At 68.7% G+C, this 14,747-nt stretch carries 14 protein-coding genes; 8 read left to right on the forward strand and 6 right to left on the reverse strand.

The window, feature by feature from the left end:
• Positions 1–121 precede the first annotated feature (121 nt).
• The 5 genes from I4484_RS07875 to I4484_RS07895 are packed head-to-tail and all read right to left on the reverse strand — an operon-like array spanning position 122 to position 5,310.
• Complete coding sequence (locus I4484_RS07875) at positions 122–1,312, reverse strand: acetyl-CoA C-acyltransferase (protein WP_197450404.1); 1,191 nt, start codon at positions 1,310–1,312, stop codon at positions 122–124.
• Entirely contained in the window at positions 1,309–2,592 is a 1,284-nt protein-coding gene (locus I4484_RS07880) for an ArgE/DapE family deacylase (RefSeq protein ID WP_197450405.1), read from the reverse strand. Before I4484_RS07880 ends, I4484_RS07875 begins: the two co-directional genes overlap by 4 nt.
• Positions 2,592–3,245 (reverse strand): 3-oxoacid CoA-transferase subunit B, encoded by a 654-nt coding sequence (locus tag I4484_RS07885; protein WP_197450406.1) that lies wholly within the window; start codon positions 3,243–3,245, stop codon positions 2,592–2,594. Before I4484_RS07885 ends, I4484_RS07880 begins: the two co-directional genes overlap by 1 nt.
• The gene (locus I4484_RS07890) at positions 3,235–3,936 is read right to left on the reverse strand and encodes a CoA transferase subunit A (RefSeq protein WP_197450407.1); all 702 of its coding nucleotides are present in this window, start codon (positions 3,934–3,936) and stop codon (positions 3,235–3,237) included. Before I4484_RS07890 ends, I4484_RS07885 begins: the two co-directional genes overlap by 11 nt.
• 24 nt (positions 3,937–3,960) lie before the next feature.
• A complete protein-coding gene (locus I4484_RS07895) occupies positions 3,961–5,310 on the reverse strand; it encodes an aspartate aminotransferase family protein (protein ID WP_197450408.1) in 1,350 nt (449 codons plus the stop codon).
• Positions 5,311–5,422: 112 nt separating this feature from the next.
• Between I4484_RS07895 and I4484_RS07900 the strand changes: the two genes are divergently transcribed.
• The 8 genes from I4484_RS07900 (at position 5,423) to I4484_RS20965 (ending at position 12,527) form a co-directional block, all read left to right on the forward strand.
• Entirely contained in the window at positions 5,423–6,367 is a 945-nt protein-coding gene (locus tag I4484_RS07900) for a LysR family transcriptional regulator (RefSeq protein WP_197450409.1), read from the forward strand.
• A 177-nt stretch (positions 6,368–6,544) separates the two neighbouring features.
• Positions 6,545–8,542, forward strand: coding sequence for a DNA polymerase III subunit gamma/tau (dnaX, locus tag I4484_RS07905; RefSeq protein WP_197450410.1), 1,998 nt, complete (start codon positions 6,545–6,547; stop codon positions 8,540–8,542).
• Between the two features lie 37 nt (positions 8,543–8,579).
• Positions 8,580–8,906, forward strand: a complete 327-nt coding sequence (locus tag I4484_RS07910) for a YbaB/EbfC family nucleoid-associated protein (RefSeq protein WP_149329092.1) — start codon at positions 8,580–8,582, stop codon at positions 8,904–8,906.
• Positions 8,906–9,511 (forward strand): recombination mediator RecR, encoded by a 606-nt coding sequence (gene recR / locus I4484_RS07915; protein ID WP_197450411.1) that lies wholly within the window; start codon positions 8,906–8,908, stop codon positions 9,509–9,511. The genes I4484_RS07910 and recR overlap by 1 nt, the downstream gene beginning before the upstream one ends.
• A gap of 36 nt (positions 9,512–9,547) precedes the next feature.
• On the forward strand, positions 9,548–10,678 hold the full coding sequence (rnd, locus tag I4484_RS07920; RefSeq protein ID WP_197450412.1) for a ribonuclease D: 1,131 nt from the start codon (positions 9,548–9,550) through the stop codon (positions 10,676–10,678).
• Positions 10,675–10,986, forward strand: coding sequence for a YcgL domain-containing protein (locus I4484_RS07925; protein WP_197450413.1), 312 nt, complete (start codon positions 10,675–10,677; stop codon positions 10,984–10,986). The genes rnd and I4484_RS07925 overlap by 4 nt, the downstream gene beginning before the upstream one ends.
• Positions 10,987–10,988: 2 nt before the next feature.
• A complete protein-coding gene (locus tag I4484_RS07930; protein WP_197450414.1) occupies positions 10,989–11,438 on the forward strand; it encodes a YcgN family cysteine cluster protein in 450 nt (149 codons plus the stop codon).
• Between the two features lie 222 nt (positions 11,439–11,660).
• On the forward strand, positions 11,661–12,527 hold the full coding sequence (locus I4484_RS20965; protein WP_197450415.1) for a hypothetical protein: 867 nt from the start codon (positions 11,661–11,663) through the stop codon (positions 12,525–12,527).
• A gap of 51 nt (positions 12,528–12,578) precedes the next feature.
• Here I4484_RS20965 and I4484_RS07940 read toward each other — a convergent pair whose 3' ends face one another.
• Entirely contained in the window at positions 12,579–14,669 is a 2,091-nt protein-coding gene (locus I4484_RS07940) for a S9 family peptidase (RefSeq protein ID WP_197450416.1), read from the reverse strand.
• Positions 14,670–14,747: the final 78 nt, after the last annotated feature.

Here is a 14,747-nt window from a genome sequence, read left to right on the forward strand (position 1 = left end):
GTCGCGGCATGCCTCGCCGTTGCTGCCGTCCATCGCAGCGGTTCTGGGCCTCGCGGCCTTATTGCTTCCTGTTATATTGCTAAATTCAAATATTCGAGCCTAGCAAGCATTGACCGTGCCGTCACATGCGCTCCAGGATCACGGCGATGCCTTGGCCGCCACCCACACAGGCCGTGGCGCAGCCGAAGCGACCGCCATCGTGAGCGAGGATGCGCGCCAGGGTGCCGGCCAGGCGCACGCCGGTGGCCCCCAGCGGGTGGCCCAGGGCCAGGGCGCCGCCCCAGACGTTGACCCTGGCGGGGTCGAGCCCGAGCTGGCGCATGGCGTGAAGCGGCACGGCGGCGAACGCCTCGTTGATCTCCCAGGCGTCGATCTGCTCCGGACGCAGGCCGGCCTGGGCCAGTGCTCGCTCGGCGGCCGCAGCGGCTCCGGCGCCCATGGACTCCGGGGCCACGCCCACATCGGCGAATGCCACGATGCGGGCCAGCGGCCTGGCACCATGGTGCTCTACCGCAGCTGCCGACATCAGCAGCGTGGCGGCGGCGCCCGAGGTCAGCGGCGAGCTGTTGCCGGCGGTGACCCGGCCGCCTTCGAGAAACACCGGGTCGAGCCCGGCGAGCCGTTCCGCGCTGGTGTCGGGCCGAATGTTGGCGTCTCGCACGATCGTTTCACCGGCGGGGTTGGCCAGTGCCAGACGCTCGCCGTCGAAGCAACTCTCCGCCTCGGCCCGCGCCGCGCGGCGGTGGGATTCGAGGGCGAAGGCGTCCATCTCCTCACGCGCGATGCCGGTCGATGCCGCCAGGCGCTCGGCGGTGAGGCCCATGTTCAGCGCCACGTCGAGTTCGAGCCAGGGAGCGTTCTGCAGGGTAGCGGGGGTGGTCAGTACGCCTTCCTTGAACAGCGCGGGGCCCATCGGCACGCGGGTCATGTTCTCGAAACCGCCCGCCATGGCCACTTCCACCGCGCCGGCCTGAATCTCGCGGGCGGCGCTGCGCAGGGCGGCCAGCCCCGAGCCGCACTGCTGGTCGATCTGGCGGCTGGCACACGCGCGGCCCTGCGGGCCGAGCCGCTGTGACAGCCACAGCGGGTAGCGGCCGCCGAAGCTCCACTGCTCCTTGACCGGCAACGCACAGCCGATGCTGAACTCCTCCACCGCGTCGGGGGCGAGGCCGCCGCGCTCGAGCAGGGCGTCGATCACCCGGGCGAGCAGGGCATCGCCGCGGGTCTCGGCCCAGCCGTCCACCTCCGGCTTGCGCGGGTGGGCGCGGGTGAAGGCACTGCGGGCGTAGTCGACGAGATACGCTTCCTTCATGAACGGTCTCCTGCGGCTCTGGCCATCTCCGCCCAGCGATGGATGAATAGCGCGTAGGTGGTCAGCACGTGACGGATCGAGTCGATCTCGACGCACTCGTCGACACCATGGATGCGCTGGGCCACCGGCCCGTAGCAGGTGCCGTTGATTCGCCCGCTGACGTGGAAGGCGCGCAGGTCGGTGGTGCAGGTGGAGAGGTAGGTGGCCGGCGGCTCGCCGAGCAGGTCCCGGTGGCAGCGCGAGAGCAGGGCGATGCCCGGTGCCTCGAGGTCGACCAGGTGACCCTCGGAGCGGAAGCCATGGAACTCCACCCGGGGTGCGGGGCTACCATCGTCAAGCTCGGCGTGGCGTGCCGCGATGCACCGCCGCACACGCTCCATCACCTCGTCGGGCATCATGCCCGGCGGGAAGCCGACGCGGCCCTCGAGGAGGGCATGGGCGGGCACGCTGGAGGCCCAGTTGCCCCCCTCGATCTTGCCGATGCTGAGGTTGAAGGGGCTGTCGAGGGCGTCGTAGGGGGCCTGGCGCGGCAGGCCGTTGATCTCCGCCTCCAGCGCCTTGAAGGCCGGCAGGTATTCGACCAGGGTCTCGATGGCGTTGCGCCCGGCGCGGGTGTCGAGCACATGGGCCGGCACCCCCTCCAGGTGCATGCGGAACCACAGCACGCCGACCTGGCCGGCATAGATCCGGGAGCCGAAGGGCTCGGGGATCAGCACGAAGTCGCCGCTGTAGCCCTGGTGCAGGCAGGCCAGGGCACCGTTGCCGGTGCACTCCTCCTCGATCACCGTCTGTAGGGTCAGCGGGAAGTCGATGGCCACGCCGGCCTCGCGCACCGCCTGCACGGCCAGGGTCATGGCGGCGATCCCGGCCTTCATGTCGCCGGCGCCGCGCCCGTAGAGCCAACCGTCCTGCTCCCAGGGCTCCCACGGCGGGCGGGTCCACATGTGGGTGGGTTCGGCGGGCACCACGTCGAGGTGGCCATTGAGCACCAGGTGCGGCCCCGGAGCGTCGGCGTTGAGCCGGGCCACCAGATTGTAGCGTCCCGCACAGTCCCATTCGACGGGGGCCCGATGGGGATGGTCGGCGAAGCCGGGTGCATCCAGCGGTACCCGGGTGACCGGCAGATCGAGGCGCTCGAACCAGCGCTCCATCGTCTCCAGCGCGCCGTGCTCCTCGCCCAGCACGCTATAGCCGCGCACCAGGTCGCGGGTCAGCGCCAGGGTGTCGTCCATCAGCGCTTCGCAGCGCGTGACGATGCGCTGCTCGATGGCGCTCAGCATCAGAATCTCCCCAGTCGACGCTCGTCGACGATCAGCTCGGCCTCGGTGGCCTCGCGCAGCTCGGCCACGCTCAAGCCATCGGCGATATCCACCACGGCGAGCCCTTGCGGCGTGACGTCGAGCACCGCCTTGTCGGTGACGATGCGCGACACGCAGCGCTCGGCGGTGAGCGGCAGGCGGCAGCGCTTGAGTATCTTGGGGTTGCCGTGCTTGTCGTTGTGCGAGCACAGGATCACCAAGCGCCTGACTTTCTGCGCCAGCTCCATGGCGCCACCGATGCCCGGCGAGAACTTGCCGGGGATCTTCCAGTTGGCCAGGTTGCCCAGTTCATCCACCTCGAAGGCGCCCATGAAGGTGAGGTCTACGCGGCTGCGGCGGATCATGGCGAAGGACATGGCGCTGTCGAACACGCTGGCGCCGGGGCGGGTGGCGATGTAGGCGCCCCCGGAGTCGATCATGTCCCAGTCGGGAGCTTCGTCGTCGCGACGTGGACGACAGCCCAGCACGCCGTTCTCGGAGTGCACCAGCACCTCCATCTCGTCGGGCAGGTAGTGGAACAGCTGGGTGGGCAGGCCGATGCCGAGGTTGACGATCTGCCCCGGGATCACCTCGCGGGCGGCGCGGGCGAGGATGCGTTGCTGATCAGCCGACATGGGCGCGCCTCCCTTGTTCGCTGGTGTCGCGAGCGACCTCCACTACCTGGCTGACGAAGGCGCAGGGGGTGTGGATCGCCTCGAGGACCAGGCTGCCGGGCTCGTCGACCCGGTAGGTCTGGGCGATGACGGTATCGGCGGCCATGGCCATCAGTGGGTTGAAGTTGCTCGCAGTGGCACGGTAGATCAGGTTGCCGTAGCGGTCGGCGCGCTCGGCGTGGACCAGGGCGAAATCGGCGTAGAGCGCCGGCTCGATGCCCCAGGTGCGGCCATCCAGCTCGATTTCGCGGCGCTTGCCGGCGATCTCGGTGCCCTGGCCGATGTCGGTGAGGAAGGCGTGATGGCCGGCTCCGGCGCTGCGGATCTTCTCGGCGAGCAGCCCCTGAGGGAACAGCTCTACCTCCAGCTCGCCGCGGTTCATCGCCGCGATGGCGTCACGGTTGAGGCCGATGTGCGAGGTGATCAGGCGACGCACCCGACCGGCCGCGATCAGCTTGCCGATGCCGATGCCCGGCTCGTTGGCGTCGTTCTTGATCAGGGTGAGGTCGCGCTGGCCCTGGGCCAGCAGCTCGTCGACCAGGGCGAAGGGCGTGCCCGGCGAGCCGAAGCCGCCGACCATGATCGAGGCGCCGTGCGGTATGGCGGCGATGGCCTCGTCGATGTCGCGATGTTTCCGATTGAGAAGCGTCATGAGGGTGCCTTTTCCATCTGGCGGTCAGGGTGTCGCGGCCTTGGCGGTCGAGGCGGTCACCTCGCGGTCGAAGCGCAGCATGGTGCGTTCGAGCCGGAGCAGCAGCTCGGCGGTGTCGGCGGCGTCGATGGTCAGCGGCGGGGTGACCAGGAAGTGGTCGCCGGCCACGCCGTTCAGTGTCCGCCGTGGGTAGATCAGCAGTCCCTCTTCCCTCGCCAGCGCCGTGATGCGGGCGAAGCGGTTCTGCTCGGCGGGGAAGGGCGCCTTGGTATCGGCATCGGCGACCAGCTCCACGCCCCATAGCAGCCCCAGGCCGCGCACGTCGCCGACCCAGGGGAAGCGGGCCTTGAGCGCCTGCAGTCCCTCCTTCAGCTCGCGGCCGCGGGCCGCCACGTTGTCGAGCACGTGCTCGCGCTGCATGGCATCGATCACCGCCAGCCCCGTGGCGCAGGCCAGCGGGTTGCCGGCATAGGTATGGCCGTGCTGGAAGCCGCCAGAGGCCATGACCGTCTCGACGATATCGGCACGCGACAGCACCGCCCCCACCGGGTAGTAGCCGGCACCGAGCCCCTTGGCGGTGGCCAGCAGGTCGGGCGTAACGCCGTAGTGCTGGTAGGCGAACCAGGCCCCGGTACGGCCGACGCCGGTCAGCACTTCATCGAGAATCAACAGGCAGCCGAACTCGTCGCACAGCGCACGAATGCCTTCCAGGTAGCGCCGGTCGAGCAGGCGCGCGCCGGTGCTGGCGCCGCCCACCGGTTCGAGTACGAAGGCGATGATTGTCTCGGGACCGGCGGCCTCGATGGTGGCGCGGGTTTCCTCCAGCACCCGTGCCACGTGCCGGGCGTCGTCGGCGTCGCCATGACGAAAGAAATCGGGGCCAGGCACCTTGAGCGACGCGGTAGTGATGTCGGCGAAGGGGGCTTCCAGCGGCTCGTAGCCGGTCACGCCCAGCGCCCCCAGGGTGCTGCCGTGATAGGAGGGGCGCAGCGAGACGAAGCGCTGGCGCTGCGGCTCGCCCCGGGCGACGAAGTACTGGCGCGCCAGCTTGAGCGCCGACTCCACCGCCTCCGAGCCGCTGGAGACGAAGAACACCTTCTCCAACTGACGATGGGTAAGGGTCACCAGCGTCTCGGCCAGGGCGACCGCCGGGGCATTCTCGAACTGGGTGCGGTAGGTGAAGGCGACCCGGTCGAGCTGGGCAAGCATGGCGTCGCGGATGTCGGCCCGACCATGGCCGAGGTTGCAGGCGATGGCGCCGGAGCAGCCATCCAGGTATTGGCGGCCGGACTCATCCCACAGGTAGACGCCCTTGGCGTGGCTGACTTCGGGCAGGGTGGGGCCGGCCTGGTAGAACAGAGGCGATGGGTCCATTTGGCTCGCTCGTTATCATTATGTGTCGGTGAACGGTTGTTCAGCAGTCTATGTAGCGAACGCTAAGTATTTCAATATATGATCTTTTTATTGAATTCGATGAGTTTTGATCATGGCGGATGTCAATATCCACTCGCTCAAGGCGCTGGCGATCTTCAAGACCCTGTTCGAGGCGGGTACCGCCTCCCAGGCGGCGCGCACACTGGGCATCACTCAGTCGGGGGTGAGCCGCTCGCTGGCCCAGCTCGAGGAGAATCTGGGCATCCAGCTGTTCCTGCGCGAGAAGAACCGCCTGGTGGCGACGCCCGAGGCACGCGAACTCTACGATGAGATCCTGCGCCTGATGGGCAACATCGAGGAGCTGCGCCACAGCGTGCTGGCGCTCAAGGAGTTCGGTACCTCGCGGCTGCGCATCGCCGCAGTCCCCGGGCTGTCGTTCGGCTTCGTGCCGCGGCTGGTGGCGGCGCTGCTGGCGGAGAACCGGCAGTTCAGCGTCAGCCTCGACATGATGTCGAGCCACGAGGTGCAACTGGCAGTGGAGTCGAGTCACGCTGACATCGGCTTCGTCACCCTGCCGATCACATCGCGGGTGCTGCGGGTGGAGCCTTGGTTCACCACCGAGGCGCTGTGCCTGATGCCACGGGAACATCCCTTGGCGGCTCGCGAGCGCGTCGACGTGCAGGACCTTCGCGACCAGCATCTGGTGATCAGCAACCAGCCGAGCATCAGCACCAACCCGCTGCTGGAGCTGGCCAGCCAGCACCGCGTGCGGATCGCCGGCAAGACAGAGGCCAACATCGGCACCATCACCGCTCTGGTGGCCAGCCATGTCGGCATCACGGTGATGAACCCGATCACCGCCCAGGATCAGCTCGCTCCCCGAGACGACGTGGTGATGCGCCCCTTCTCGCCGGCCATGACCTTCAGCTTCGGCCTGATCTACCGTGACAACTGGAAACAGGCCAAGGTGCTCGACTTCCTGCGCCGGCGCGCCCGGGCGTTGCTCGGGACCTATCCGGCCATGGCGCTCGACGACGCGCTGAGCCGGGAGCCATAGCCTGCCGGCCGCGGTGCAGGCAGGCGTACCGCGAAGGGGCGAACTTTGCGCCTTTGGCCACAGCCGGTAGAATGAGGACTTTCGCGTTCGGCGCGTCGACCGGACTTTCGCCGGGGCGAAGCAGGCCCTGCTCCGACTGGCTGCCCGCCAGCCCCGCTGCAAGGAATTCGTGCTGCAATGAGCTATCAGGTTCTGGCCCGCAAGTGGCGGCCGCGTACGTTCCATGAACTGGTCGGCCAGGAGCACGTCCAGCGTGCGCTGGTGAACGCCCTCGACCAAGGGCGTTTGCACCACGCCTACCTGTTCACCGGCACGCGAGGCGTCGGCAAGACGACTCTGGCAAGAATACTCGCCAAGTGCCTCAACTGTACCGCCAAGGGGCACGGCGACGACGGGATCACCTCCACGCCCTGCGGCCAGTGCGACAGCTGCCGAGCCATCGACGAAGGCCGCTTCGTCGATCTTCTCGAGGTCGACGCCGCCTCGCGCACCAAGGTGGAGGACACCCGCGAGCTGCTCGACAACGTGCAGTACGCCCCCACCCAGGGGCGCTACAAGGTGTACCTCATCGACGAGGTGCACATGCTCTCCACCAGCAGCTTCAATGCCTTGCTCAAGACGCTGGAAGAGCCGCCGCCCCACGTCAAGTTCCTGCTCGCCACCACCGACCCCCAGAAGCTGCCGGCCACGGTGCTGTCGCGCTGCCTGCAGTTCACGCTCAAGAACATGCCGCCGGAGCGCATCGTCGGCCACCTGGCCAAGGTGCTCGAAGCCGAGGGCATCGGTTTCGAAGAGAGCGCCCTGTGGCTGCTGGGACGTGCCGCCGACGGCTCCATGCGCGATGCCATGAGCCTGACCGACCAGGCGATTGCCTTCGGCCAGGGGCAGGTCCGCCATGCCGATGTCGCCGCCATGCTCGGCACCCTGGACCACCGCCATGTGCTGGCGCTGGTCGAGGCCCTGGCCGACGTCGACGCCCCCCGGCTGCTGGCCGAGATTGGCCAACTGGCCGAGCAGGGGCCGGATTTCGCCGCGGTGCTCGACGACATGACCGCCGTGCTGCACCGCCTGGCCGTGGCGCAGATGGTGCCGGATGCAGTGGACAACGGCCACGGCGATCGCGAGACGGTGCTGGCCCTGGCCTCGCGCTTCACTGCCGAGGACGTGCAGCTCTACTACCAGATCGGCATCCAGGGGCGTGGCGACATGACCCACGCGCCCGACCTGCGCACGGCGCTGGAGATGACCCTGTTGCGCATGCTGGCCTTCCGCCCCCAGGGCGTGCCCCAGCCGGCGAAGACACCGCTGCCGCTGCGTGGCGCGGGCAGTGGCGGCACGCCCGCCGCACCCGCGGGCGGGGAGGGCGAGCCGCCGGCCGAGGCCCGCGGGGAGGGGGGGACGCCCACCGCCGCGTCGCGTCAGCCCGAGCCGACGTCGGCGCCGAGCCCCCCGCTGGCGGACGCCGAGGCCGAGCGGGCGCCCGAACCGCCGCCGCCCTGGGAGGAGCCCGCCCTGCCGGTGCCGGACGAGCCCGTCGAGGCACCCGCCGCGCCCGCGCCGAGCGCCCCCGTCGTCTCCCGCGCGGCAACGCCTGTCGCGGAGCCGGACGCCAGGGAGCAGGCGTCTACGCCCCCTCCCGCCGCCGCTCAGGACACGGTGTCACGCATGGAAGAGGGCGATACCGCCGTCCTCGAGGCGTCGAATCCCGGCCTCGAACCCCCCGACCCGGTCGCCGCAACGCCGCCACCGTCGGCTGCCGCCCCCGGGGAGCGGTTCGACCATGACCGCTGGCTGCAGGACTTCGAATCTCTCGGGCTGGGTGGGCTGACACGCAACCTCGCCGCCCACTGCGTGGTCGAAGCCGATGACGGCCGCCGGCTGACGCTGCGCCTGGACCCGTCGCAAGAGGCCATGAACGCCGAGATCCACGTGCGTCGCGTGCAGGAGGCGCTGGCGGGCATCGGCATTGCGCGGCAGCTCGTCATCGAGCCCGGGGCCTTGCCCACCCAGGTGGAAACGCCCCGGCAGCGCGCCGATCGGATCGCCGCCGAACGCCACGCCGAGGCCGTGGCGGCCCTGCAGCGCGACCCGCATGTCAGGCAACTCCAGGACACTTTCGGTGCACGCCTGATCGAAACGACCGTCAAGCCGGCGGAAACGGCACCAAGGGCCTGACACCCGCGGTTTCATTTGCCAATCGAGAGGAACGATCATGATGAAAGGTGGAATGGGCAACCTGATGAAGCAGGCCCAGGAGATGCAGCAGAAGATGCAGCGTGTCCAGGAGGAGATCGCCAAGGCCGAGGTGACCGGCGAGGCCGGCGCCGGCATGGTCAAGGTCACCATGAACGGCCGCCACGACGTGAGCAAGGTCGACATCGACCCCAGCGTCATGGAGGAGGACAAGGAGCTGCTCGAGGACCTGCTGGCCGCGGCGGTCAACGATGCCGTGCGCAAGGTCGAGACGACCTCGCGCACCAAGATGGAAGAGGCCACGGCAGGGCTGAACCTGCCACCGGGTTTCAAGATGCCCTTCTGATGAGTTTTTCCCCTCTTGTCGAGAGATTGATGGAGTCGCTGCGGGTGCTGCCGGGCGTGGGGCCCAAGACCGCGCAGCGCATGGCGATGCATCTGCTCGAGCGCGACCGCGACGGTGGGCGCCGCCTGGCCGACGTGCTCGCGCAGGCTCTCGAGCAGGTGGGTTATTGCCGGCGTTGCCGCACCCTCACCGAGGAGGAGGTCTGCGGCCTGTGTACCAGCGCCAGGCGCGACGATGCCCTGCTGTGCGTGGTAGAGTCGCCGGCCGACCAGTTGGCCATCGAGGAGGCGGGGGGCTACCGCGGGCGTTATTTCGTCCTTCACGGCCATCTTTCGCCACTGGATGGCATCGGCCCCGAGGACATCGGTCTCGACCGGCTCGAGGCGCGTATCGCCGAAGGTGGCGTCAGCGAGGTGATCCTGGCCACCAACCCCACCGTGGAGGGCGAAGCCACGGCGCACTACATCGCCACCCAGCTCATGCCTCACGGCGTCACGCTCTCGCGGCTGGCCTATGGGGTGCCCATGGGGGGCGAGCTCGAGTATGTCGACGGCGGCACCCTCAGCCGTGCCTTCAACGGGCGCCTGCCGTTTCGCGGCGATTGACGCCGTTACCCTGACTTCACCCAGCTGGACGAACGCATGACCCTGACCCCCGAGATACGCTGGATCGATACGCCCGAGGCGCTGGATGCCGCCTGCGCCGAGGTGGCTCAGGCCGAGGTGATCGCGCTGGACACCGAGTTCTTCCGCGAGAAGACCTTCCATCCGGTGCCGGCCCTGATCCAGTTCTCCGCTGGTGGCCCGGCCTGGCTGGTCGACCCGCTGGCGGTCGGCTGCACCGATGCCTTTCGCCGGCTGCTGGGCGAGGGGCCGCTGAAGCTGCTGCATGCCAGCAGCGAGGATCTCGAGGTGCTGGCGCACTGGGCAGGCGTGACGGTGGCCCCGCTGGTGGATACCCAGGTGGCCCAGGCCCTGCTGGGGGAAGATCCCGCCATGGGCTACCAGCGCCTGGTACAGCACTGGACCGGTGAGACGCTGCCCAAGGACGAGACCCGTTCCGACTGGCTGCAGCGTCCGCTGAGCGAGGCCCAATGCCTCTACGCGGCTCTCGACGTGGTGTTCCTGCTCAGGGTCTGGGAGCACCAGCGCGATGCGCTGGAACGGCAGGGGCGGCGCGAATGGCTGGAGGCCGACTGCCGCGAGCTGCTGGCCCAGGCACTGCGCAGCGACGAGGCGGACGGGCAGTGGTACCGCCGCCACCGCCAGCTGTGGCGGCTCTCGCCCCGGCAGGTCGAAGCCTACCGGCTGCTGACCACCTGGCGCGAGGGCGAAGCCCGGCGACGCAACCTGCCACGGGGCTGGTTGTTCAACGACCGGGTGCTCTACGGCATTGCCGAGCGCATGCCCGAGAATCGCCATCAGCTCGCCGGGATCGACGACATCAAGCCGAGCCAGATCAAGCGCGATGGCGACACCCTGCTGGCACTGGTGAAGCAGGCGCGACAGTGCGAGGCCGAGGCGTTGCCGCCGGCGCAGCCGTCACCGCTGGGAGCGGAGTACAAGCGTCGCATGAAGGCACTCAAGCGCGTCGTGAACGAACGTGCCGAGAGGCTGGGGGTGGCGCCGGAGGTGCTGATGCGCCGGCGTGACCTCGAAGCCCTGATTGCGGCCGACCTGGCCGCCGAACCGCTACCCCTTCCCGGCGGCTGGCGTGGCGACTGCCTCTCGGCTCCCCTGGTACAGGCACTGGACGAGGTGAAAGCCGAATGACGGACGACCGTATGCAAGGCGACAAGCTGCTGTGCGAGATCTACAAGAGCTCGCGCAAGGAAGAGATGTATCTCTACGTGGACAAGCGCCGCGGCCTGGCCGAGGTGCCCGAAGCGCTGCTCGAACGCTTCGGCAAGCCGGTCCCGGCCATGACCCTGGTCCTGACGCCGGAGAAGACGCTGGCGCGAGCCAAGGCGAGCGACATCATGGCGGGGATTCGCGACAAGGGGTACTACCTCCAGCTGCCGCCGGCCAAGGAGGCGTACCTGTTGGACCTCTACCGGACCCCCACCGAGGCACGCTACTGATCATGCGTGAGCGTTTCTGGGAGCGCTTCGATCTCGAGGAGCTCACCGCCGAGGAGTGGGAAGCGCTGTGCGATGGTTGTGGCCAGTGCTGCCTGCTCAAGTTCCAGGATGATGACAGCGGCGATCTCGCCGTGCTCGGCGTGGCCTGCGAGCTGCTGGATATCCACAGCTGTCGCTGCAGCGACTACCCCAACCGCCAGGCGCGGGTGCCCGACTGCGCCCGGCTCACGCCACAGCGTGTCGACGAATTCCGCTGGCTGCCGAAGTCCTGCGCCTACCGCCGCATTGCGGAAGGGCGTCGGCTCGCCGGTTGGCACCCGCTGATCTGCGGCGACCCCGAGCGGGTGCATCGCAAGGGGATCAGCGTGCGCAGTTTCGCCATTTCCCAGCGGGACGTTCCCGAGGACGCGCTGGAAGACCACATCATCGCCATACTGCCGATTGACGGCTGATCCCTCCAGGATTCGAGGTGCCTGGTACTTTTCGAGCCTGCGCCTCACCCATCGCCTTTCGCTTTCTCATCAGTCGCCTGCTACGGCATTTTCACGCGAGTGGCTTATAGCCATTTCTCCCGTTCGCCATGATGCTGAGTGTTGCCATCTGTAATTTTATGTTTCTTTCAGAGGGCAATGCGAATGGCCCGGCTGCCTGGGCAAGGTTGATGGGAGGGGAACATGAGACGGATATGGATGACGACGGCAGGCCTGGCGCTTGGCGTCATGACGACGAACGTCCTGGCACAGGCGCCGCTCTGGAGCGAGCCGCTCAGCGACGAGACCATGGCCGAGCGCTGGCATGCGCTCTTCAATGAAGGTGTCGTGCTGAGCGATGAGGAGCTGCAAGAGCTGCTGGAGTGGCTGCCGCCGCCGGGAGCCGGGGGGCTGGGGGCGGGGCTGGACGGCTCCGTGGGCGGCGAGGGTGGCCTGGTGAGCACGCGCACCTCGCCACCCAGCAATAACGGCAGTGGTGGCAGCGGCGGCGACAACGACGGCGGCGACAACGACGACGGCGACAACGACGGCGGGGACAACGACGGCGGCGACAACGACGACGGGGACAACGACGACGGGGACAACGACGGCGGCGACAATGACGACGACGGCGACAACGACGGCGGGGACAACGACGGCGGCGACAACGACGGCGGCGACAACGGCGGCGGCGACAACGGCGGCGGGGACAATGGCGGCGGCGATGATATCGGCGGAGGCTCCGGCGGGACGGGAAACGGCGGAGGTGAAGGCGGCGGCGGTGGTTCCGGTGGCGGTGACGGCGGCGGCTCCGGTGGCGGTGACGGCGGCGGCTCCGGTGGCGGTGACGGTGGCGGCTCCGGTGGCGGTGACAGCGGCGGCTCCGGTGGCGGTGACAGCGGCGGCTCCGGTGGCGGGGATAGCGGCGGTTCCGGTGGCGGTGACAGCGGCGGTTCCGGCGGCGGTGACAGCGGCGGTTCCGGCGGCGGGGATAGCGGCGGTTCCGGCGGCGGCTCCGGTGGCGGTTCGGGTGGCGGCAGCGGCGGGGGTGCCGGGGGTGGCGGCGCCTGAGCGTTCATCCCAACGTGAAGACCCGGCCTCGGCCGGGTCTTTTGCTTACGGTCAAGGCTCCTTGTCGTCGAGCCCCAGCGCCCAGAGAATGAAGGCGTCCTGGCGAGCATTGTCGTGCCACGCCTTGAACCGGCCCGAGGCGCCGCCATGCCCGGCGGTCATGTCTGTGCGCAGCAGTATCGGCCCCCGCGCAGTGCCCATCTCGGTCAGCCGCGCATAGAGCTTGGCTGGCTCCCAGTAGGGGACCCGGGAGTCGTGCCAGCTGCCCTGGAGAAACAGGGCGGGGTAGGGCTGGGGGGAAAGGTTGTCCAGCGGCGAGTAGGCGCGGATGCGCTTGCGCGCATCGGGCTCGTGGGGGTTGCCCCACTCGGTGTACTCGGCGGTGGTCAGCGGCAGGTCGGGATTCTCCATGGTGCGCAGCACGTCGACGAAGGGGACATCGAGCACCGCGGCACAGAAGGCTTCGGGGGCCAGGTTGAGGCTGGCGCCGACCAGCAGCCCTCCGGCGCTGGCGCCATAGGCGGCGATCCGTTCGCCGTCGCTGAACCCCTTCTCCACCAAGGCGTTGCGTGCGGCGAGGAAGTCGCGAAAGCTGTTTTCCTTGTGCTCGAGCTTGCCAGCGAGGTACCAGGGCTCGCCGCGGTCGCCGCCGCCGCGCACGTGGGCGACGGCGAAGGCGACGCCGCGCGCGAGCAGCTCGAGCCTGGCGACCGAGAACCAGGGGTCGAGGACCTCGCCATAGGCACCGTAGCCGTAGAGCAGGGTGGGCAGGGGATGGCCGGCGAGGTCGGCGCGCATGACCACCGACACCGGTATCCGCTCGCCATCGTGGGCGCGTGCCCAGATGCGCTCGCAGCACAGGTCCGCCGGCTGCAGGTTGCCGTGGATCGGCTGGGTCTTCAGCACCCGGCGCTCCCCGCTGTCGAGGTCGTGCTCGAGCCAGCGTACCGGCATGACGAAGGACTCCTCGCGCAGGCGCAGCCGGCGACTGTCGAAATGCGGCACGTCGCCTAACATTACGCTGCAAGGCGATTCCGGCAGCGGCAGGCGTTCGTCGCGTCGCGGCGAATGGCTCGCGTCGAGTTCGACGATGCGTATACGAACCTGTGCCTCGTGGTGGTCTCGCTCGGTGATGGCCAGGCCCCAATCGAAGGCCTCGACGTCTTCGAGCGTGGTGTCGTCGCGGTGGCCGATCAGCGGTCGCCACGGGGCGTCGAGGTCGTGTTCGTCGGCCACGTCCAGGCGAAAGTGGGGGCCGTTGCGGTTGTGCAGAATGTAGAAATGACCGGGACGATGCTCCAGTCCGTACTCCACGCCCTTCTCCCGCGGCCGGAAGCAGCGCGGCGCCTGTCCTGGCGACAGTGCCGGCAGCAGGTGGCATTCGCTGGTGTCCTTCGAGGCGCTCTCCAGCACCAGCCATTGGCGCGAGCGTGTCTTGCCCAGGCCAAGCCAGAACTCGGGGTCCCCCTCGCGCAGTACCAGCGAGGGTTCGCCGGCCTGGCCCTGCGCGAGCGGCAGGCGCCAGATGCTGTCTGGCCGCTGGGTGGCATCGTAGCGGGTGAACAACAGCGTGGCGTTGTCTTCGGCCCAGGTCAGCTCCGGGCCGATCTCCTCCAGCAGCCGGCATGGCTCGCCGTCGGGCAGCGCCTTGAGATAGAGCGAGAAGCGCTCGTCGCCGCTGGTGTCCTCGGTCCAGGCCAGCCAGCGTTCGTCCGGCGACAGCGCCATGTCGCCCAGCTCCAGGTAGTGGTCCGGCGTGGCACGAGCCTGCAGATCGAGAAAGACGCTCGCTTGCGTTGGTTGGCCGTTGGGGTGACGCCACCACACCGGGTAATCGGCATCGGCCGCCGTCTCGCTCCAGTAGGTATAGTGATCCAGGGCGGTGCGCAGGCCGTGAACGGTCAGTTCGCGACGTGCGAGATGGCCGTGGTAGAGCCGCTCGATCAGGCTCCCGAGTGGTGCCATCCAGGCCTGGGATTCCTCGTTGGCGGCCTCGAGGAAGGCCTGAACGCGGTCATCGTCGCGCTCCTCCAACCAATGCCACTCGGGGTCCTCGGCGCGTCGAAATCGTTCGACCGGCGAAGGGAGGGGCTCGGTGTGAGGCGCAGCGGGAAACGGACGATGTGGCGGCTGTGCTTTCATTGGGGCGCGTGTACCATACTCAAGGTGACTTTCCATCCTGTACGATCCGCCAAGGGGCGAATCGTGACGCGAGAACGA

The sequence above is a fragment of the Halomonas sp. SS10-MC5 genome, assembly GCF_015992245.1.
Lineage (GTDB): Bacteria > Pseudomonadota > Gammaproteobacteria > Pseudomonadales > Halomonadaceae > Halomonas > Halomonas sulfidoxydans.